Genomic DNA, 21303 nt, shown 5'->3' on the forward strand with positions numbered 1-21303 from the left:
AATATGATCAGTTTTCACCAAACTCATCATATTCACGACAAAGTATAATTGTATCCTCAATTAAACGCCTTGCTATCGTGCCATATTCAGGTATTTTTGGTAATTGAGAATAATGGTACCAATCAGCTTCCACTAACTCATTTTTATCGATAGTAATCTCACCACTATCATAATCTGCTAAATAAGCCATCATCATAGAATTAGGAAATGGCCAAGATTGCGAACCGACATAACGAATATTTTTAATTTTTATTTTTGACTCTTCATAGACCTCTCTGGCCACTGTCGTTTCCATTGTTTCACCAATTTCAGTAAAACCCGCTAATACAGTATATAAATTATCTTGATTATGCCTTACATGTTTTGCCAATAAAATTTTATTTTTATTCCGAATAGCGACAATAATGGATGGTGAAATTTGTGGATAATAACGTTGATGACAATGATCACATAGACAACACCATTCTGTTTGACTAATATACATCTCATGACCGCAGTAGCCACAATATTTATGAGACCGATAAAACTCAGACAATTGTACCGCTCTACCAGCCATATTAAACAAAGACTGATCACCTCCACTAAGTAAAGGTCTAATCGAGCCCATGGAACTACTCATTTCTTGACAAATTAACCACGCAGTTTGTCCATTCCATTCACCAATAGGTTGAGCGAGTTTATTGGTAAATCCTAATTCACTGGCGCTACCGTTGGGAACTTCGCCATTAGGTAACCATAGACGACCATTTTTACTCACAAACCAGTAGCCTTTTTCGTTACCGATTAAATTATATTGTTTTTGTATATCCATAACATCAACACCAAAAATTAAATATTAAAAAGGAGGATATTACTCCTCCTTTCCATCAAGCTATTTCTTTTTCTTCTCATGAAGACCTTTTTTCTCAAGTTCCCAGTAAATTATACGTTGCTGAGCAATCGTAAATAAGTTACTTACAATATAGTATAAAACTAAACCTGATGGGAACCATAAGAAGAACACCGTAAAGATTAATGGCATATATGTCATTAATTTTTGCTGTAATGGATCGGTAACCGGTGTTGGTGACATCTTCTGAATTAAGAACATGGTACCACCCATTAATAACGGTAAAATATAATATGGGTCTTGCGCTGATAAGTCATAAATCCAAAGAGCAAATGGAGCATGACGTAACTCTACTGTATTACCTAACATATAAAACAGTGATAAGAAGATCGGCATTTGAATCAACAATGGTAAACAACCGCCAAGAGGATTAACTTTTTCTTGTCGATAAAGAGCCATTGTTTCCATACTCATTTTTTGTCTATCATCACCATAACGTTCTTTTAATGCTTGTAAACGAGGTTGTAATAACTTCATTTTAGCCATTGAACGATATTGTGCTCGTGTTAGTGGGAATAAAATACCACGCACAATAAAGGTGATAACAATAATTGAAAAGCCCCAATTACCTATAAAGCTTTGAATAAATTTCAATAAATAGAACAGTGGCTGCGATAAGAACCATAACCAACCATAATCAACTATTAAATCAAGATGATTAGCGGTTTCTTTTAACTGACTTTGGATTTCAGGACCTAACCATAGTTTCGCACTAACTGATTGAGTTTTACCTGGTTGAATAACGGCTGTTTCACCTTTAAAACCAATCGTAGCTTGGGAATTTTTAGCCGTAGCACGTGAATAAAATAGGTTGTTTTGATCCTGCACCGGGATCCAAGCAGAAGCGAAATAGTGTTGCAACATAGCAACCCAACCAACATTAGTTTCAACAGATAAAGCCTTATCTTTGATATCACCAAAGCTATATTTACTATAATTAGTATCAGCACTGGAATAAGCAGTACCACGGAACGCACTTAATCCTAATCCGCCACCACCTTCGGTAACAGCATCATCTGGTAAATCAATAGTTTGTTTTAACTGACCATACATCGATACTTCTAAAGGATTTTGGCTTTGGTTATCAATATCATACTGAACATCAATAGCATATTTGCCACGATGTAAAATATAATATTTAGTATAAGTTACTCCATTAACTTGATACGTTAATGGAACTTTCAACTCATCTACACCATCAGCTAAAACATATTCAGATTGAGCAGTTTGATATACTGGACGTTTACTTCCTTGAATTGCATTATCTGGACCATCTTTACCTGTTAAGCCACTTTCAGCAATATAAATAAAGTCAGGTTTAGATGTTAATAATTGGAAAGGCGTACCAGAATGAAGAGACTGCTCATATTTTAACAATTGTGCAGCTTGTACATCGCCACCATAGGTATTAACCGTTAATGACAATACATCAGATTTTATCGTGATTGTTTTACCTTGTGCGAAATCCGCTGGTGAATCTTCACCTATTTGTTGCGTCAATTGATTAGCAACTGGCGGTTTTGGTGCATGATCTTCTTCCCATGCTTTCCAAAGCAGGAAAGAGACGAAAAGTAAAGCAATGACTAAAATATTACGTTGAGATCCCATTAGTGTTTTTCTCTATCGGTTTTAGTTTTAGGAGGTACAAAATCTTCACCTCCTTCATGTAAAGGGTGACATTTTAATACACGTTTGACAGTTAGCCAACTACCTTTTATTAATCCAAAGCGTCTTAATGCAATTACAGCATATTGAGAACAAGATGGAGTAAAGCGACATTTAGGCCCTAATAAAGGACTAATAATACGCTGGTATATTTTAATGACAAAAACAAAAATATTAATAATCAAATATTTAAATGCATAAATATGCTGTTTAAATATCAATATTAATTTATTCAGTTTCTTTGTTTTTTGATGATTTGTTGACATAGTTTGTCTAATGTCTCAACTAATTGTTGATTATTCAATTGTATAACAGGCTGTTTAGCCATCAAAATAAAATCGATATTAGGAAACTGATGTTGATGGTGACGAAAATATTCTTTAGCTAATCGTTTAATTCGATTACGCTCGTGTGCTCGTTTAACCTGTTTTTTAGCTATAGCAAAACCTAATCTAGCATGAGCCAGATCATTTTTCCGTGTAACTAAAGTAAGAAAAGGCGAACCTGCACGAATAGATTCTTGAAAGACGCGATTAAAATCGAAGGGAGTTAACAAACGTAACTCCCGAGGAAAAGTGAGTTTAGTCACTCAACTTTAAATTAGCTAGCAACGCTTAAACGAACACGGCCTTTAGCGCGACGACGAGCAAGAACTTGACGACCGTTTTTAGTAGCCATACGAGCACGGAAACCGTGAGTTCTATTACGTTTTAATACTGATGGTTGAAATGTGCGTTTCATGACGATTTATATCCAAATCTAATTTATCAACAAGTTGTAGAGTATAAACTCCACAGCATTAATTAAAGAGGCCCGAATTATAGAGGCTATTTTATTTTTCGTCAATGAGATTTTGATACATAAATTGTAAGGACTGTATTAAATGAATATATCGCCCTTATTAATCATTAATCGCTATGACTCGCTTACTTTTTTCACCACCGATTTCACGAGCTAATTTTGGCACAAGATAACCCGATACATTTTTCGCAAGTTGTCTCATAATTTGCTTAGCATTGTCATCATCCACTAAAAAATGAGCAGCTCCTTGCACTTTATCCAATAAATGGATGTAATAAGGTAAAATGCCTATTGAAAATAATTTATTACTTAAACAGGCTAATACATCAGCATCATCATTAACTTTTTTCAATAACACACTTTGATTCAAAACCGTTACCCGATGTTCCTTTAAACGCTTGATAGCATTAGTAACATTATCATCAATTTCATTTGGATGATTAATATGAGAAACTAATACAATTTGTAACCTGGTTTTAGCAAATAACCGACACAGTTCGCTAGTAATACGATTAGGTATCACCACAGCTAAACGGCTATGAATACGTAAACGCTTGATATGAGGTATTTTCTCTAATTCGGTTATTAAAAAAGCCATTTCGTGATCCTTAGCCATTAACGGATCACCACCTGAAAGGATAATTTCATCCAGTTCTGGATGACTTGCAATATACTCCAATGCTGCACCAAGATTTTTTTTAGTGCCTTGATTATCGTGATAAGGAAAATGTCGTCTAAAACAATATCGACAATTAATCGCACATGCAGTTTTAGTCATTAATAATGCACGATTATGATATTTATGTAGTAATCCCGGAATGGTATTATTCTGCTCTTCTAAAGGATCTTCACTAAAACCCGCTACATTAATTAATTCTTTTTCATCACAAAGAACTTGTAACAACAATGGATCTAGACTATCACCTTTTTTCATCCGATTTATGAAAGCCATAGGAACCCTAAGCGGGAATTGCTTTCTCGCTTGCACCATAGGCAAAGAAATCGTCTCAGGATCTAAATTCAAACAACGATAAAGCTTTTTGATATCGGTAACGACATTAGCAAGTTCAAAAATCCACTCTTCTTTATTTGGTTGTTCAATATTTTGCTGTATAATGTGGCTCATTTTTGTAATTCAGAATGATAGTTGGAGCTTTTATGGCATCTTTTAGTACTAATGAGTTTAAAGCCGGTCTTAAAATAATGCAAGATGGCGAACCGTGTGTAATTGTTGAAAATGAATTTTATAAACCAGGAAAAGGACAAGCAATTAACCGCGTAAAAATAAAAAAATTACTTTCCGGTAAGACTGTTGATAAAACATTCAAATCAGGTGAATCTGTTGAAGCCGCTGATGTTGTTGATATGAATTTAACCTATTTATATACTGATGGTGAATTTTGGCATTTCATGAATAACGATACATTTGAGCAACTTTCTGCTGATGCTAAAGCTGTAGGTGACAATGCTAAATGGTTAGTTGATCAAGCTGAATGTATTTTAACTTTATGGAATGGTCAACCAATTGCGGTAACGCCACCAAACTTTGTGGAACTAGAGGTTATTGAAACCGACCCAGGTCTAAAAGGTGATACAGCAGGGACTGGTGGTAAACCAGCGACACTATCAACTGGTGCTGTAGTACGTGTTCCATTATTTGTACAAATTGGTGAAGTACTTAAAGTTGATACTCGTTCTGGTGAATATGTTTCACGTGTTAAATAACATCAACGAGATATAAATGCTATTTTTAAAAAAGAGGTCAATATGACCTCTTTTTTATTTACTAAGTAAGAAAGTTAATATTTATTTTGAGGAAAGGGGTTTTTATTTCAATAATGAGGCACAGCTTTTCGACAATTACCTATCCAGCACTCAATCAAACCAGCGAATGCCAATAAACTAACAATATATAAATTAAGAATTTTAGTTTATTTAGCACCAATATAATTTAGTTGTCGCCATGATTCATAAACAACTACAGCAACAGAATTAGATAAATTCATACTGCGACTATTGGCGACCATTGGAATTCTAATTTTTCTATCTTGTGGTAGCTCATCAAGAATGCGATTTGGTAAACCTCGAGTTTCAGGGCCAAACATTAAAAAATCTGCTTGTTTATAATTAACTTCACTATGTGGTTTTTGGCCTTTTGTGGTTAAAGCATAAACTTGTGAAGCCAAATCAAGCTGATTTGCCTCTAAAAAATGATCAATATTTTTATAACGTTTTACATCAACAAATTCTTGATAATCAAGTCCTGCTCGCCTTAGTTTTTTATCGTCCCAAAAAAATCCCATTGGTTCGATAATATGTAAATTAAAACCAGTATTAGCACATAAACGAATAATATTACCCGTATTAGCCGGAATTTCAGGTTCAAACAACACAATATTTAAAGGCGCATTCAACACAATAATTTCTCTTAACAATTAATATTTTTGAAGTGGTAATACTATCACAATTTTCAGCCCACCTAACTGACTTTTCTCAGCTTTAACTGTGCCATTATCTCGAGTAATAGCATTCGCCACAATAGCTAATCCTAACCCAGTACCACCCGACTCTCGGTCTCGAGCTTCATTAGTACGATAAAATGGTCTAAAAATTTGCTCAAGCTCATTATCGGCAACGCCTGGACCATCATCATCAATAGTAATAGTCACTTTTTGTTGTTGAATAGTGAAATTCACCACAATCTTTTGATTTGAATAACGAAATGCATTTCTTATCACATTTTCAAGCGCACTACATAGCGCCTCTGGATAGCACAAAATTGTATGGTTAGAAGGAAAATTTTGTATAGAAAATTGTTTTGCTATTTGATTGGCTTCAAAAACCGCATTATCCAATACATTTTTAAATAATATATCTAATGGTTTAAATTCACGAACTTCATTATTATCATGTTGATTCCTTGCTAAGGACAATAAGTCACCTATCATCGAATCAAGCTTTAAAGCTTCATTATTTATCCGCAAAACCTCATTGCTTTCACCTTGCTTACGGCGCAATAACGAAGTTGCCAATTGCAATCGGGTCAATGGAGTACGTAATTCATGGGAAATATCAGAAAACAGCCGTTGCTGTAGATCTTGCAGCCGTTTCAATTCTCTGAGCATATGGTTAAAACTTGCTCCTGTGGCTTTATATTCATAAGAACCAACTTTTTCAAGCTCAGGCCACTGTTGTAAATTACCATTTGCAACCTGTTCTGCGGCCAATCTTAACCCTCTTGCTGGTTTAGCAATACTCCAAGATAACCACAACAAAAATGGTGAACTGGCTAACATGGTTAATGTCAAAAGTAAGAAAGGATGATCAAAAATCAAATTAACAAATTGAGATTGAATATCTGATGCAGGCTGTAACAAAAACAGTTGATATTCATCATTAGCATAATGAATAAGGAAAGGACCGATAATTTCTTGGTTATCATAAATTTTCTTAGCTGGATCATCAACATCATGCGATTTTTCACTAAAGCTTTTTACTAAATCAATATTTTTAGTATCCGCAGTAATAATTTGCTGATTAGGTGTAACAATAAATAGGACTTGACCAGTTTTTTGATAATTATCCATTACTACGATAAATCTCATCCACCAGCGAAAACTATCTTTCGGTATCTTAGCGAGATCCTTTTCAATCTGGCTTGCAAGAACTTTACCACTCTCTTTATCTTTATTCGCCAAATAAGTTAAATTACGTGAGTCGAGTTCGGGTAATACCATTACAAGCGCAAGGAAAAAAGCGATAGTAAGTAAGAATATTGTGAAAATTCTAATTGTCAGACGATCAAAAATCCACATAGATTCTTACCATATTGAAAAAAGCTAATTTTGCAACAAATTATCATTTTGATCTACAACAAATAGATATCCTTTTGAACGCAAGGTTTTAATCCATGGTAAACCATCACTTCGAGGTGGAAGTTTTTTACGTAAATTAGAGACATGAACGTCAATTGAACGTGCTAATGGGATAAATTCTTTTCCCAACACCGTTTCACTAAGAGTATCTCTTGAAATTGTCACCCCTTTATTTTCAAGTAATTTAAGTAATACTTGAAATTCTGTGCCAGTTAATTCGATGTATTTGTCATCAAAATAAACAGATTGCTGCTTAGTATTCACCACAAGTTTATCAATAGTGTATTGTAATGGTTTTTCATTACTTTCATTACCAACTGTATCCCATCTAGCTCTACGCAATAAAGCGTTAATTCGAGCAATCAATTCTCTATCATTGAAAGGTTTAAGAATATAGTCATCAGCGCCAAGTTCAAGTCCATTGATTTTATCGAGTTCGCTATCCTTAGCTGTTAAGAAGATAACAGGAACGGTGAATTTACTTCTTAATGAAGACAAAACACTTAATCCATTCATTTCTGGCATCATAATATCAAGTAAAACCAGATCGATGGAATCATCAAACTTTTCTAACGCTTCAATACCATTATTTGCAACTTCAACGGTAAATCCTTCCAATTCTAATAATTCACATAACAACGAAGCAATTTCTAGATCATCATCAACTACAAGTAATTTGCTCATTATAATCCTCAATAAGTAATAAAATCCTTAGTTTTTATATCTATTAAATAGACGATAACTAGATTTTATATTTTAGGAAATATTATATAGATATATGAGAAAAATATCGTAAATAATTGTTAAGATTCACAGTTTAAATACTTTAACATTGTTAAAACCTTGCTCGATTAAATAAAGCGCTTGTAGTTTACTTATTACTCCTTTAGCACAATAAAGTAAATATTGCTTTGATTGATCTAAATCACCAAATTGAGTTGCCAATTTATAAAATGGTATAAGCTTAACTTCAACATTTTCGATTTCCAGTGGATGCTCCTCTTGCTCTTCTGGCGCCCGAATATCAATGATAACGTGATTATCTTCTAATGTTGTAACGGTATCAACCTGAGTAATAGTATTATTAGTTTGTTTAGCTATTTCACGAATATCAATATTTTCAGCTTCTGCAACAGCCTTATCTAAAATAGAAAAATCAAAATTTTGCTCTTCAATCTCTATTTTTTCTTTAACTGCTTTTACTGTTGGACTTTTCGATATGACACCACAAAATTCAGGCATAGTCTTAGCAATATCTTCAGTACCTATCTGACGAGCTAGATTAATTATCGTTTCTTTGTCATGGGTGATAAGTGGGCGTAAAATTAATGTATCACTGACATTATCGATTAAACGCAAATTAGTTAAGGTTTGACTTGATACTTGACCTAACGCTTCGCCTGTAACCAGAGCTTCAACATTATAACGCTGTGCAACTTTAGAGGCTGCACGAATCATCATTCGTTTTAAGATAACCCCCATCTGGCCATCATCAATTTTTTCTAAAATCTCGCCAACAACATCTGAAAAGTCAATGGCAATAAAACGAACCTTATGAGAGCTTCCAAATCTATCCCACAAATAATGAGCCATCTGTTTCACGCCAATTTCATGGGTTTTGCCACCTAAATTAAAAAAGCAATAATGGACTCGACAGCCTCGTCTGATCAGCATATAGCTAGAAACACCAGAATCAAATCCACCAGAAATAAGAGAAATGACATCTTCTTGTGTTCCGGTTGGAAAACCACCTATTCCGGCATGCCGTTCTTTAACTAGTAGAAGTTTATCTTTATCAATTTCAAGATTAACCGTAATATCTGGACGCGTTAATTTGACTTTAGCAGTAGCAACATGTTGATTAAAACCACCACCGACATAACGTTCTACCTCAATTGAGGTAAATTCGTGTTTACCTCGTCGTTTAACTCTTACACAAAATGTTTTATTCTCAATTAAAGGCGCATAATGATTAAACGCTTTTTCATAAATATCATGTAAATCAGTAAAAGTAAGTTGTTCAACTACTAAAATATGATGGATACCTGGAATTCTTGTTAATAGTTCTAATATTTGATTTTCACTATTTTCAACTTTAGGGCGAACCTCAATAAAATCCCAATGACGAATAACTGCCACATCATTAATAGCATTCTTTAAAATATTACGAATATTACTAGTAAGAATTTTAATAAAACGTAAACGAACGGACTCACTTTTGATGGTAATTTCGGGGAAAAGTTTAACTATAAATTTCATACAACTGCATTTGCCAAGAATAAAAATGGCGACATTATACTGATTTTTCCCTTAAAAACGTACAATTGATTATGATAAATACAGAAAATAATAAAATATACTTGCTTGTTGCTCACTCTTTCGCTAATATTTCGCATCAATAAATTCTGTTCTATAACATAAAAATTGACAGGTTGAAATGTACGAACTTTTAATTATAGGTTATTTATTTATCGCACTTGCGATAATCGTTTTAGTGCTAATTCAGCGCGGTAAAGGTGCCGACATGGGCTCATCTTTTGGTGCAGGCGCTTCTGCAACTTTATTTGGTTCATCAGGAAGTGGCAATTTTCTAACTCGCACAACAACAATACTTGGTGTGTTATTTTTTGTGTTAAGCATTATTTTATCAAATCTTGGCAGCTCAAAAAACACAACTTCAAGTGATGAGTTCAAAAATATTGGAGATAGTGCTCCAGCGACTACGCAACAAAATACTGAAAGTACTAGCGGTAATAATGGAGAAGTAATTCCAACTGCTGACCCAGTTATTCAACCACAGAATATTAATCCTACATCAGATATTCCAGAATAAAAAGCGGCGCCGTGGTGGTGAAATTGGTAGACACGCTATCTTGAGGGGGTAGTGCTCTAAGAGCATGCGGGTTCAAGTCCCGCCCACGGCACCAATTCAATAAACAGTAACATTCTTTTAAATCCTTTAAAACACATCAAAACTAACAAATACAAGGCTTAAAGCCTATTTTGTTATTCATTAAGCATCAGTATGATATATTTACTATCAGTAATTTTTAGTTATATGATTAGGAAGAACAACCCTTAAATAATAAATAAGAAACAGTTAAATGTCTTTGCCCCAAAAATCATAAATTCAAGTGGTAATAAAATAATACTAATTTATGCTTTACCGTTTATGCTATTTGCTTTCGCCTTACTTTTATTTATAAGTTTTAATATTTCAGTCTTTAATTATGTTATAGCTACTATGAGCTATAGTTTAGGTGGAGGACTATTTCAAAGTTCATTAATTTAGATAGCAATGGCTCAAAAAAAGATAAACAATCCACCATTGAAAGTTTGTTAAGACTTTTTCAATATGAGGTATTACTTTTGGTATACTCTCTATCATGTTTTTTTATTTATATTTTTCTTTATTTAGAATAAAAAAATAAATACAGCCTCATTTTTAATGTTGTGGTTAACAATGCAAATAAATTATTGTTCAAGACAAATCAATTTTTTATTTTTAATTTATCATAAGAATAACGTTATAAAACTGGTATGAATTAGTATATCCTATCTAAATTTACTAATGATTTACATCTCATAAATGGAGTCTAAATCCTCTCAAGATACAAAATTATATTAACAACACAAAAATATTGCCTTTGCTAATAAACAATCTTATCCTTATTTAATCATATATAAAATTATATAAATTTCGATATTGTTTCCTAACTGTTGAAGACCAGATGCTATGCAAGAAGAATTAGTTGAAAAAAGAAGTGATGTTATCAAAAATATTTTAACCCTTTATCATAGTTTGATTAGTGGCAATAACAAAACTGATGTTTTAAAACTTTATAGTAGGGGGGAATGGTTTGCTGTTGAAAAAATTGGCAACAGACTATTTTTTGGACCAAGCCGTTTCGTAGGTTATAAAAACAATTCCATTGAAATCCATAAAAATAATAAGAATAAAGATGGCAGGCAGACAAATAAAATTTTATCAAAACGATTACTTTATTCAAAAATAGAGGATAATGAATTTTTAATTAATCAATTTCAAAAATTTATTAGCCCATTTATGCAAAAAGAAATAGAGAAAACAAAATTCTTTGTACCAAATAATATTGACCTTTCTGATTTAAATGCTAATAGCGCTTGTTATTTTATTTCTCCGACTCATTGTCCTAAATTCAAAAAAAAAGCATGGAATAGTTTTTTGAACAATGAGATTATGGCTATTGGTTGGAAAGATGAAGATTATTCTAATTCTACAGCTGAAGAAATAAAAAATTCTTATCCGGAAAAATCACCAGCAATTCAAGCATTTAAAAATATAAAAGATATCAAATATGGCGATATAATTTGCACTACAAACAATAATCATGGATTATGGGGTATTGGTGTTGCGCTATCTTCCTACCGATATAAAAAAAATATTCATTTTGCAGGAGAAGATGAACAAAATAACCGTTGTTTCTATTCACACTATGTAGATGTTGCTTGGCTTAGCTATGATGCTACTAAAAATGAGTATATTAAATCTTCGGACTTAAAGATTACTGAACCAGAAACTATATGGCCGCCTTTGGGGACACTATTTAAGTCACAAACTATTCCCGGATGTATATTAAATTATCTATTTAAAGAAAATATAGAAAACGTTAATGATATGAATGATTTAAAAAAATATATTGAGTTACTCAAAAATAAACAACAAATTATCCTTCAAGGTGCTCCTGGAACTGGAAAGACCTATACAGCAAAAAATATTGCTGAACAACTCATTTTTGGCAAGGTCTCTTCAGATAAAAATGAGCAAGCATCTAATTTACGATCTCATGAACAATTTAAACTCATCCAATTTCATTCTGCCTATACCTATGAAGACTTTGTGCGAGGAATTGAAGTAAAAACAGAAAATGGCCAACCTCAATATATTACGAGAGATAAACTATTTATAGAAATGGCTAAAAAAGCATCGGCTGATCCTAAAAAAAAATATATTTTGATCATTGATGAAATAAACCGAGCAAATCTTCCTGCTGTATTGGGCGAATTAATTTATGCACTAGAGTATCGAGGCGAACAAGTCGAAAGTATGTATGCGGTTAATGATGATAATAGGCTAACCATTCCGCCTAATCTTTATATTATTGGCACAATGAATACTGCTGATCGCAGTGTCGGACAGATTGATTATGCTATTCGTCGTCGTTTTGCATTTATTGACATATTACCAACATCTTTACAAGCCAATTTTAAAAAGGATTTATTCATAGATATTTCTGAATTATTTATTAAAAGTTATGAAGAATATGAAAAAAATAAAATATTGAATCCATCAATATATTTGTCTGATGAATTTCGAGTTGAAGATGTTTGGTTAGGGCAAAGCTACTTTATAATAAATGGTAAAGATGAAAAGAATATAACTCAAACACGCCTTCAATATGAAATAATTCCTATTTTGAAGGAATATATAAAGGATGGCATTTTTAAAGATGTCGATGGTGTAAAAACTAAAATTAAAGAAATCGAAAATAAATACTCGAATCAACCATGATTGAACTTTTTGAACAGTATGATGGACTTTTAAAACAAGATCACTGTATTAATGCGTGTGACAATTATATTGCTATTTTAAAGGAAAAAGACTCATACGAATACCAAGTTTTGCGAAAAGGTGAAAAACAGTCCTGCTACTCAATAAATTGCGAGAAAGAGTTATTCTATTTCAAAACGTCTTATTTTGTTGGAATCAATTGGATTGTTGAAAATAAACTCCCAATATATATACAACCAAAATTAAATAATGAATCAACGCAGATTGATTATATGCGAATGTTGTTAGATGCGATTGAAGAGCCCGAAAATCTAAAGCATCTAGATGATTTGTTATATATTTATTTTGATAAACCTCATATCCCAATAACACAAAAGCAAGATTTACTTTCTCCGTTCTTAATAGCCCTGTTTCTTAAAGTTATGAAACAAATTGTAAAAAAAGGCTTAAAAAAATCTTATTATTCTAAAATCGAAAATCTTAATGCCCGCGTAAAAGGAAAAATTCTTGTCAGTAAAAATATCAAACAGAATTTAGTTAGTGGTAAAAAAATTAACACAATCTGCCAATATCAAGAATTTGGCGTTAATTGTGATGAAAATAAAATTCTAAAAAAAGCCTATCGTTTTTCCCAACGCGTCATTCAAAAATTTGAAAACGGATTTGATAAAACACCATTATTGCAGTGGATTAATTACATTCACCCTGCTTTTGAGCAGGTATCTGATGATATTGATATAACAAAAATAAAAACCTTCAGAAGTAATCCGTTATATAAAGAGTATGATCAAGCGATCAAATTAGCATTACTGATTTTGAAACGTTACGCCTACAATATTAGTAATACCGAACAACAACGAATCATGACCCCACCTTTCTGGATTGATATGAGTAAATTGTTTGAATTATATGTTTATAAAAAACTGAGAAATATATTTACATCAAAGGAAGTAAAATATCACTATAAAGCAAAATATCAGGAATTAGATTTTATCTTAAAATTTACTAACCAAGCAGATTTCAAATTTGTAATTGATACTAAATATAAACCTAAATACCACAATCAATCAGTAATTATTGAGGACATTAGACAAATAAGTGGTTATGCAAGAATTGAAAAAGTCTATAAAGAATTAAAAGTAACAGATTATCGACAAAATATCGATTGTTTAATTATATATTCTCATCAGAAGAGCGATGAAGATTTTACGATTAACCACTTTATTTTAGATGATCAAAATGAAATACCTAAGTCTAATATACAAAAACTAAAAAAAGAATCAGGCTATGTTAATATCTACAAATTAGGAATTAAGCTTCCTGAGATACTTTAATAAAAGTAGCTTTATTCTTTTACCATATTAATACTAAATAGTATTCGTTCCAAATTCTTCACAATTTTTAGCAGTTAATTCCCTAATTGCTTTTAGATAACGGTTATTTTAATTTATTGGTTTGTTGTAAAAATAATTGAGAAGTCTATACCATCTTACGGACATTTAATTAGTCAGGAAACGGTTATAAAATAAACCGGAATGGGGAAAGAAGCAAAAACCCCTTTCCTCAAAATTTTTTCATAGGAAAAGTTTTCATTGGAAAAGCTTAGTTATTTGTTGTTTGATGAGCGGCTTTATAGTATTGTTTTTTAAATCTCAATAAAGCCAATTGCTCATTTAGTTGAGTTATAGTATCGATTAATATCTTTTCTTGTTGATTAATGATAGTTAGGCGCTCATCCAATGTTTCATCACCTTTAAGACACAGCTTGACATAGTGTTGAACATCTTTAATTGACATATTCGCGTTACGTAAACATTCAATTAGCTTTGCCCACTGTAAGTCGGCATCAGAAAAAAGCCGTTTTTCATTCTGGTCACGTTGCAAAAATGGAAATAAATTTAATGAATCATAATACCTTAAAGTATGCACAGATAAGCCTAACATTTTAGCTGCTTTAGTCACAGAGTATTTAGGTGTTTGGTTTAATTCACCATTTTGTGCAATTGATGCAATACAATCATTTATATTTACCATATTTATACCCATGTTTTCATAAAAATCAATTAAATAGATTAGCAAGTATGATAATTTGGCCAAACTTGACTTAGAGTTACTCTAACCATTATAGTTCACGCCAACATTTAAGAAAAGTATGGGAGAAATTAACATGAACCCAAATAATATAAGAAATTTTTGTATTATTGCCCATATCGATCACGGTAAATCAACGCTAGCAGATAGATTAATTGAAATGACCAATACTGTCTCTGAACGTGATATGAAAGAGCAATTATTAGATAACATGGATCTTGAAAGAGAACGTGGTATTACAATTAAGTTACAAACAGTACGCATGTACTATAAAGCTTCAAATAATATTGAATATGAGCTTAATCTCATCGATACCCCTGGACATACTGATTTTAATTATGAAGTTTCGCGCAGTTTAGCTGCTTGTGAAGGAGCTTTGTTGCTAGTTGATGCAACCCAAGGCGTACAAGCACAAACAATCGCTAATTTAAAACTGGCTCAAGAGCAGAATTTAACTATTATTCCAGTTATCAATAAAGTCGATATGCCAAATGCGGATGTTGACAGCGTGATTAAAGAAATCGAAGAGTTAGATGGCATTAACTTAGATAAAGTTATTTTAGCTTCAGCTAAAACCGGCGTAGGAGTTGATAATATTTTAGAATCAATCGTTGAAAACATTCCTGCGCCAGAAGCTAATAAAGATAAGCAACTGCAAGCGTTAATCTTTGATTCTCATTTTGATGTGTATCGCGGTGTCGTGCTACATGTACGCGTTTTTAACGGTGCCATTCATACTGGAATGAAAATTAAAATGCTCAAAAGTGATATTGAATTTGAAGCATTACAAACTGGCGTATTTTTACCAGCAATGAAAACTGTTGATGTACTTGATGCAGGTGAAGTTGGATATATTTCGACTAATATTAAAATCGTCGCAAATGTCAAAGTCGGTGATACCCTAATTGATCCTAATCACCCAAATACCAAAGCAGTACCTGGTTATAAAGAAGTCAAACCTATGGTTTATGCTGGATTATTTCCAATAAAAAATGAAGACCAAGAAAAACTTAAAGATGCGGTTGAAAAATTATCCCTAAATGATTCTGCATTTATTTATAAACAAGAAAACTCAATGGCCCTTGGCGCAGGATTCCGTTGTGGTTTTTTAGGCATTTTACATATGGAGATTATTCAAGAAAGACTTGAAAGAGAATATGGTATCGAAATACTCTCTACCTTTCCTAGTGTTGAATACCGTGTAACATTAAAAAATAGTGAAATCATCAATGTTAATAATCCTATGTTGTTACCGAGTTTTGAAAAAATTGACTATATTGAAGAACCATTTATAGATGCAGCAATTATTATTCCTATGGAAAATATTGGCGAAATTATGGAACTTTGTCAGGAAAAACGAGGTATCTATGTCGATATGATTTATCTGAATAATAAAATGGCAGAGTTGACCTTTAAACTGCCAATTTCAGAGATTGCATACAATTTTTATGATTCTCTTAAATCGATTACTCATGGCTATGCATCTATAGATTATCGTGATAGAAGTTATATTGCATCGGATTTGGTAAAAATGGATATTTGGTTGAATGATGAAATTGTGGATGCATTTTCATTTATTTTACCTCGAGATAAAAGTTTTGAACGAGGTAAACAAATTGTTCAAAAGATGAAACATGTTATTCCTCGTAAACTCTATCCTATGCCGGTTCAATCGGTAGTCGAAAATAAAGTCATTGCTCGGGAAGACATTCCACCATTACGTAAAAGTGTCACCGGTCGTGGCTATTCGGGTTCGGCATCGAAAAAGAAAAAAATCGCTAAAAATATTAAAGAGAATAAGATAAGGCAACGTAAATTTGGCGGTGTTGATATTCCACAAGAAGCATTCCATGCAGTATTAGATATCCATTAGCGTAATTGGATACTGATATCCTAATTAGAATTGACTTTTTAGCTTATTATAAACAGCAATTGAAAAGATAATTTCACCGGCAATCGTCGGTGAAATCTTTTAATGCGTTTTTGTTTGGATTAATTAATCTTTAAAATAAAGAAAAATTATTAAACTAATAGCTAGATTTTAGTAGCGATAAACTAGCAATAAAATTTACCATACTAAATTCATTTTTATCTAATATACTGATCTTTAATGATTCACGGATGTGATATCAATCACTCGATCGGCACTTGCTATTGTTGATGTTCGATGAGCAATAATGATACGCGTTATTTTTAATGAAGATATTGCTTTATTAATTTTAGTTTCATTATCTTCATCTAAATGACTTGTCGCTTCATCAAGAAATAACAAGCAAGGTTTACGATATAAAGCCCTAGCAATCAATAAACGCTGTTTTTGCCCACCTGATAAACTATTACCTAATTCGCTGACTAAGGTTTCATATCCCATGGGCATTTTCATAATTTCATTATGAATGTTACAGTGCTTAGCACATTCAACCAGCCATTCATGATTTTTTTCATTATCGAAACTGGCGATATTATCAGAAATAGATCCTGCAAAAAGTTTATCATTTTGTAATACACTTCCAACAATATCTCTATAATTATTGACACCAAACTTATAAATATCAATACCATTTATCAGAACTTCGCCTTGAGTTGGTTCTAGTAGGCCATTCATGACTTTCATCAAGGTTGTCTTTCCTGCACCTGATGGACCAATAATTGCGACACTCTCACCAGCCTTAATTTTCATATTTATATTAGAAAAAATAGGCTGCGAAAGGTTATCATACTGATAAGCTATATTATTCAGTTCAAATTCAACAGGGATATCTTTCGGTAATTGATTTTTTGATTCAATATCGTTTTCAGTGTTAGTCAATACAATATCGGTTAATCGTTCGGTATGTAAATTTAGCATTTTCAAATCTAATACCATATTTATCAGATTTGCTGCTTGTTCAGAAAATTGAGATCTGTATGCAGTAAATGCGATAAACATACCAAGTGTCATTTTGTCATTCATTACCAGCGATGCACCAACCCATAATATTAAAGTTTGCTCAACCAGCATAATTAATGTATTCACACCATTAAATATCATATCTAATTTGGTTAGCCGAATATTGGCGTTAGTTGTATCAATATTCATATTAAGCCAATATTGAGCTCTAGACTCAGTGAGTTTTAATGATTTTAGTGTATCAATACCATATAAACTCTCCATAAAATGGGAATTAGCTTTGGCCTCTTTCACAATCTTTTCTTCAGATGCTTGTCGATAACGCTGATAAGTTACCACTCTTAATATTATATAAATTAGAGTAAAACCGCAGACAATCCAAACCAACCAGCCACCATACAGTAGCATCATGATAAAGACACCGATTGTCATCAAAATGTTAATAATACTACTCACGATACTTTTTGTTAGCGTTGAACGTATAACCTCTAATGAAACAAAACGAGACTGTATATCACCTAGTTTTCTTTTTTCAAAATAGGCTAAAGGTAACTTCATTAGATGCCCAAAAAGTCCTGCTTTCCATTGAATATCAACTAAAGATTCCATAATCAATGATGACCAAGATCGTAACATCGCAATAAAAGTTCTAAATAAAATAAAGAACAGTAATCCAATGCAAATTAAACCTAATAAACTATGATCTTTGGCGATAATTACATGGTCCATAACCAATTGCGTTCCAATCGGAAGTAATAAATTAATGGATTCAATAATCAGAGATAGTGACAGAATTTTAACTAAAAACCCTTTTAAACCATCAATTTGAAACAACATTTTTAGCAAACTAAGCTGACTACGTTGTGTACGTGGCTGAAATTCTTTATCTGGCCATAACTCAAGTGCTATCCCACTGAAATGCTTTGACATTTCATTTATACCCACTTCTCGACGACCAAATGCCGGATCATGTAAAATAAATTTGTTTCTTTTAACGGCGACTAATACCACAAAATGGTTAAGATCCCAGTGTAAGATACAGGGAGTTTTTAACTGGTTTATCTCATTTAAATCTAAAGAAAGTGGGCGGCTTTGTAATTGAACTGAAGCTGACATATCGATTAATGTCGCAAGAGTGACACCATGTGATGAAACACCTATCTGATTTCGTAAACTAAATAAATCGACATTCATGCCATAATAGCGACAAATCATGGTTAAACAGGCTAGACCACACTCAGCAGCTTCGGTTTGCAAAATTTGTGGTATTTTTCTTCGCCATCCAAAATGTAAACTTTGAAGTATATACTGAAATTGATTTCTAGCCATTGATTGGTCCTGTAATACTTTTCTGAATATCATAAAAAGGTGATAGCATCCATTGATAAATAGGTCTTTTCTCTAAAAATAGAGTAACATCAGCTTTCATGCCATTAGTTAATTTAATTTTATTATTGAACTTAGCCATTTGCTGTTTATCAAGCGATACCATTACTTTGTAATATGCTTGGTAATTAATGGTGCTTTGTGATAGTGGAGAACTGCTATAAGTCGACATTTCTTGATTAGAAGCCGGCACCTTAGATATTGACATAATTTTACCGGAAAATTGACCGAATTTTTGATAAGGATAAGCTTCATAACGAATATTAAGTTTATCATTAACCGAGATATAAGGAACGCTATCATTAGGAACCCAAAGCACTAAATAATAACCATTAGTGTTCGCAGGAATAATCTGTGCAAGACTATCATCATTTTTTACCATCTGCCCTTCTGTAACACTTAGTGATTCAATACGACCATCACTAGGCGCACTTATAATTAACATTCCTCTGGCATTAACTTCAGTTAATTGACGTTGTAAATCATTTAATTGATATTGGTATTCAGATATTTTGTTATCAAAATCAGCTATCTTGGTCACTAGTTCACTTTTGAGCTGAATAATACCTAATTTTTCTTGGATGATTTGATTCTGTAGTGATTGATAGGCGTTTTGTTGTTGATAGTATAAATATCTTTGATTATTAAATTGTTCATTATTAATAAGTCCCTTCTTCTGGTAAACAGCAAAATTCTGCATGCTTTCATACATATCTGTCATACCTTTTTCGGCATTTTTGACCAAAGATAAAGATTCTTGATGGGATTTATTATACTCGTCTATTTGTTGCTGTAGCGCATTTAATGTGATCTGTTTGTTTTCAGTTAGTGTGGCAATAATTTTCGATATATTATTAATTTGATTATTAATTGCTTCAACTGTTATTTGGGTTACATTACCTGACTGTGTGGTTCGACTTACATCTAATTCATAAATAGGATCACCTTTTTTAACTATATCGCCAACTTTAACATGACTATTAGTAATGAAACCTTGCTGTGGTGAAAATAGATTAATAGCTCTTGGTTGAGTGGTAATTTCACCAGCTACATTAATTCGTCGAGTATAGGTGCCGAATATTACCGTGAGCACTAAAATGATAATGAAAGTAATTGATAATAAGAAAACTAACCATGCTGAACATCCTTTAAGTAGTAAAGCCTTTCCCATCCATTTAGCTTTTTGGTAATTAACAGCTTCTTGACGAAACAATCGATTATCTTCCATACAATATGTTACCTATTTTTCCTTACCATTAAGTAGCTACGATATATTTATTATTTCTATTTATATAGTTAAGTATGTAAACTTTATTTTTTATAAGACTATCATATTGAAAATATGCTAATTATTTTCGACTTTACTGTGATATTTCTATTTCTTAATGTATAAACAAACCAATTAGAGTGTGTTAATTAATTTTTAAAATAATTAAAACTAGCATCTAAATTAATTTGGCATTTTATAATTTAAAGATAATGACTTATTGAAAAATTGCTAAATCTTAGTTTAAGATGGCTTTGTTTCAATTCACCAGATGACATTTCAAAATAAAACGAGAAACGAATCTCGCTTCCCGTTTTACCACTTTAAACAATATAAATTAAGGACAATCAGCTACTACTATCTTTTACCAAGACCGATTAGGCCTAAACCTGCACCGATAATTTGGCTAATAGCACCGATACCAGCTTCAACGATTTGACCGATACCTTGGCCTAAAGCGCCACCAGCTTGTTGACCTAAACCACCATTGTTTGGATTTTTAGCATCAATGATCCAACCGATACCTTTACCTAAAGCACCACCTGCATCAGCGATGAAACCAGCACCAGATACTTGTTCAACTTCTACTTTGTTTAATTCTTTCATTTTTTTTTCCTTATTCCAAAAAATTAATTTTAAATTTAAATCTAACCGATACCAATTAATACATGGTATCGCTTAAATTCCTTTTTATTTAAGCAGAAAATAAAATGCCGATCAAGTCAATTTTTAACAAAAAAAACCTTATTTATAAATAATTTAATTATTTCAATAAAATAAGACAAATAATCAAACAAATTAGTGTAACCGTTAACAAATTATGCTGATTAAAAATCACTCGTTTTAACGAAATCAGTAACAAAATAGGTAATTTGGTTAATTCTCATT

General features: G+C 32.3%; 19 protein-coding genes and 1 tRNA gene. 6 read left to right on the plus strand and 14 right to left on the minus strand.

Translation table 11 applies throughout. The features are described from left to right. Positions 1-7: 7 nt before the first annotated feature. The 6 genes from nudC to epmB all read right to left on the minus strand — a co-directional run bounded on the left by nudC (position 8) and on the right by epmB (position 4481). Positions 8-811 (minus strand): NAD(+) diphosphatase, encoded by an 804-nt coding sequence (gene nudC / locus H3T54_RS03605; protein WP_198220958.1) that lies wholly within the window; start codon positions 809-811, stop codon positions 8-10. 60 nt (positions 812-871) lie between these two features. Further along, positions 872-2497, minus strand: a complete 1626-nt coding sequence (yidC, locus tag H3T54_RS03610; RefSeq protein WP_198220960.1) for a membrane protein insertase YidC — start codon at positions 2495-2497, stop codon at positions 872-874. Further along, a complete protein-coding gene (yidD, locus tag H3T54_RS03615) occupies positions 2497-2739 on the minus strand; it encodes a membrane protein insertion efficiency factor YidD (protein ID WP_232350107.1) in 243 nt (80 codons plus the stop codon). The genes yidC and yidD overlap by 1 nt, the downstream gene beginning before the upstream one ends. Before the next feature lie 47 nt (positions 2740-2786). Further along, positions 2787-3143, minus strand: a complete 357-nt coding sequence (gene rnpA / locus H3T54_RS03620) for a ribonuclease P protein component (RefSeq protein WP_110447160.1) — start codon at positions 3141-3143, stop codon at positions 2787-2789. An 11-nt stretch (positions 3144-3154) separates the two neighbouring features. Then, positions 3155-3295, minus strand: a complete 141-nt coding sequence (gene rpmH / locus H3T54_RS03625) for a 50S ribosomal protein L34 (RefSeq protein ID WP_198220962.1) — start codon at positions 3293-3295, stop codon at positions 3155-3157. A 160-nt stretch (positions 3296-3455) separates the two neighbouring features. Further along, positions 3456-4481 (minus strand): EF-P beta-lysylation protein EpmB, encoded by a 1026-nt coding sequence (gene epmB / locus H3T54_RS03630; RefSeq protein ID WP_198220964.1) that lies wholly within the window; start codon positions 4479-4481, stop codon positions 3456-3458. A gap of 32 nt (positions 4482-4513) precedes the next feature. On the opposite strand from epmB, the gene efp reads away from it, so the two are divergent. Continuing rightward, positions 4514-5080, plus strand: a complete 567-nt coding sequence (efp, locus tag H3T54_RS03635) for an elongation factor P (RefSeq protein WP_034901106.1) — start codon at positions 4514-4516, stop codon at positions 5078-5080. Between the two features lie 206 nt (positions 5081-5286). Here efp and trmL read toward each other — a convergent pair whose 3' ends face one another. The 4 genes from trmL to thiI form a co-directional block, all read right to left on the minus strand. Beyond that, positions 5287-5769, minus strand: a complete 483-nt coding sequence (gene trmL / locus H3T54_RS03640; protein ID WP_110448020.1) for a tRNA (uridine(34)/cytosine(34)/5-carboxymethylaminomethyluridine(34)-2'-O)-methyltransferase TrmL — start codon at positions 5767-5769, stop codon at positions 5287-5289. Between the two features lie 21 nt (positions 5770-5790). Beyond that, a complete protein-coding gene (gene cpxA, locus H3T54_RS03645) occupies positions 5791-7164 on the minus strand; it encodes an envelope stress sensor histidine kinase CpxA (protein WP_198221143.1) in 1374 nt (457 codons plus the stop codon). A 30-nt stretch (positions 7165-7194) separates the two neighbouring features. Next, positions 7195-7914: a response regulator gene (locus H3T54_RS03650; protein WP_110447158.1), complete on the minus strand. Its 720-nt coding sequence runs from the start codon at positions 7912-7914 to the stop codon at positions 7195-7197. A gap of 126 nt (positions 7915-8040) precedes the next feature. After that, positions 8041-9489: a tRNA uracil 4-sulfurtransferase ThiI gene (gene thiI / locus H3T54_RS03655; protein ID WP_198223311.1), complete on the minus strand. Its 1449-nt coding sequence runs from the start codon at positions 9487-9489 to the stop codon at positions 8041-8043. Positions 9490-9667: 178 nt separating this feature from the next. Here thiI and secG point away from each other — a divergent pair, with 178 nt between their 5' ends. From secG to H3T54_RS03675, 4 genes are all read left to right on the plus strand, one after another. Further along, positions 9668-10063 (plus strand): preprotein translocase subunit SecG, encoded by a 396-nt coding sequence (secG, locus tag H3T54_RS03660; protein ID WP_065651629.1) that lies wholly within the window; start codon positions 9668-9670, stop codon positions 10061-10063. Between the two features lie 8 nt (positions 10064-10071). Then, a tRNA-Leu gene (locus H3T54_RS03665) sits at positions 10072-10157 on the plus strand. 809 nt (positions 10158-10966) lie between these two features. Beyond that, positions 10967-12781, plus strand: a complete 1815-nt coding sequence (locus H3T54_RS03670; RefSeq protein WP_198220968.1) for an AAA family ATPase — start codon at positions 10967-10969, stop codon at positions 12779-12781. Then, on the plus strand, positions 12778-14115 hold the full coding sequence (locus H3T54_RS03675; protein ID WP_110447155.1) for a hypothetical protein: 1338 nt from the start codon (positions 12778-12780) through the stop codon (positions 14113-14115). Before H3T54_RS03670 ends, H3T54_RS03675 begins: the two co-directional genes overlap by 4 nt. Before the next feature lie 268 nt (positions 14116-14383). Here the strand turns inward: H3T54_RS03675 and H3T54_RS03680 are convergent, their stop codons facing one another. Next, positions 14384-14815, minus strand: a complete 432-nt coding sequence (locus H3T54_RS03680) for a MerR family transcriptional regulator (protein WP_158092448.1) — start codon at positions 14813-14815, stop codon at positions 14384-14386. Positions 14816-14948: 133 nt separating this feature from the next. Here H3T54_RS03680 and lepA point away from each other — a divergent pair, with 133 nt between their 5' ends. Next, positions 14949-16745, plus strand: a complete 1797-nt coding sequence (gene lepA, locus H3T54_RS03685) for a translation elongation factor 4 (protein ID WP_232351494.1) — start codon at positions 14949-14951, stop codon at positions 16743-16745. Positions 16746-16979: 234 nt separating this feature from the next. Here lepA and H3T54_RS03690 read toward each other — a convergent pair whose 3' ends face one another. The 3 genes from H3T54_RS03690 to H3T54_RS03700 form a co-directional block, all read right to left on the minus strand. Then, positions 16980-19091 (minus strand): peptidase domain-containing ABC transporter, encoded by a 2112-nt coding sequence (locus H3T54_RS03690; protein WP_232351496.1) that lies wholly within the window; start codon positions 19089-19091, stop codon positions 16980-16982. Continuing rightward, a complete protein-coding gene (locus H3T54_RS03695) occupies positions 19084-20376 on the minus strand; it encodes an HlyD family secretion protein (protein ID WP_198220973.1) in 1293 nt (430 codons plus the stop codon). Before H3T54_RS03695 ends, H3T54_RS03690 begins: the two co-directional genes overlap by 8 nt. A 396-nt stretch (positions 20377-20772) precedes the next feature. Further along, the gene (locus H3T54_RS03700) at positions 20773-21021 is read right to left on the minus strand and encodes a hypothetical protein (protein ID WP_110447153.1); all 249 of its coding nucleotides are present in this window, start codon (positions 21019-21021) and stop codon (positions 20773-20775) included. Positions 21022-21303 lie beyond the last annotated feature (282 nt).

This window comes from Gilliamella sp. B14384G10, from assembly GCF_016101685.1.
Taxonomy (GTDB): Bacteria; Pseudomonadota; Gammaproteobacteria; order Enterobacterales; family Orbaceae; genus Gilliamella; species Gilliamella apis_A.

What these genes read in the sequence shown, in the direction of transcription:
- nudC (WP_198220958.1), bottom strand. Translation starts at nt 811, where the DNA reads ATGGATATACAAAAACAATATAATTTAATCGGTAACGAAAAAGGCTAC.
- yidC (WP_198220960.1), bottom strand. Translation starts at nt 2,497, where the DNA reads ATGGGATCTCAACGTAATATTTTAGTCATTGCTTTACTTTTCGTCTCT.
- rpmH (WP_198220962.1), bottom strand. Translation starts at nt 3,295, where the DNA reads ATGAAACGCACATTTCAACCATCAGTATTAAAACGTAATAGAACTCAC.
- epmB (WP_198220964.1), bottom strand. Translation starts at nt 4,481, where the DNA reads ATGAGCCACATTATACAGCAAAATATTGAACAACCAAATAAAGAAGAG.
- efp (WP_034901106.1), top strand. Translation starts at nt 4,514, where the DNA reads ATGGCATCTTTTAGTACTAATGAGTTTAAAGCCGGTCTTAAAATAATG.
- H3T54_RS03650 (WP_110447158.1), bottom strand. Translation starts at nt 7,914, where the DNA reads ATGAGCAAATTACTTGTAGTTGATGATGATCTAGAAATTGCTTCGTTG.
- thiI (WP_198223311.1), bottom strand. Translation starts at nt 9,489, where the DNA reads ATGAAATTTATAGTTAAACTTTTCCCCGAAATTACCATCAAAAGTGAG.
- secG (WP_065651629.1), top strand. Translation starts at nt 9,668, where the DNA reads ATGTACGAACTTTTAATTATAGGTTATTTATTTATCGCACTTGCGATA.
- H3T54_RS03670 (WP_198220968.1), top strand. Translation starts at nt 10,967, where the DNA reads ATGCAAGAAGAATTAGTTGAAAAAAGAAGTGATGTTATCAAAAATATT.
- H3T54_RS03675 (WP_110447155.1), top strand. Translation starts at nt 12,778, where the DNA reads ATGATTGAACTTTTTGAACAGTATGATGGACTTTTAAAACAAGATCAC.
- H3T54_RS03680 (WP_158092448.1), bottom strand. Translation starts at nt 14,815, where the DNA reads ATGGTAAATATAAATGATTGTATTGCATCAATTGCACAAAATGGTGAA.
- lepA (WP_232351494.1), top strand. Translation starts at nt 14,949, where the DNA reads ATGAACCCAAATAATATAAGAAATTTTTGTATTATTGCCCATATCGAT.
- H3T54_RS03690 (WP_232351496.1), bottom strand. Translation starts at nt 19,091, where the DNA reads ATGGCTAGAAATCAATTTCAGTATATACTTCAAAGTTTACATTTTGGA.
- H3T54_RS03695 (WP_198220973.1), bottom strand. Translation starts at nt 20,376, where the DNA reads ATGGAAGATAATCGATTGTTTCGTCAAGAAGCTGTTAATTACCAAAAA.
- H3T54_RS03700 (WP_110447153.1), bottom strand. Translation starts at nt 21,021, where the DNA reads ATGAAAGAATTAAACAAAGTAGAAGTTGAACAAGTATCTGGTGCTGGT.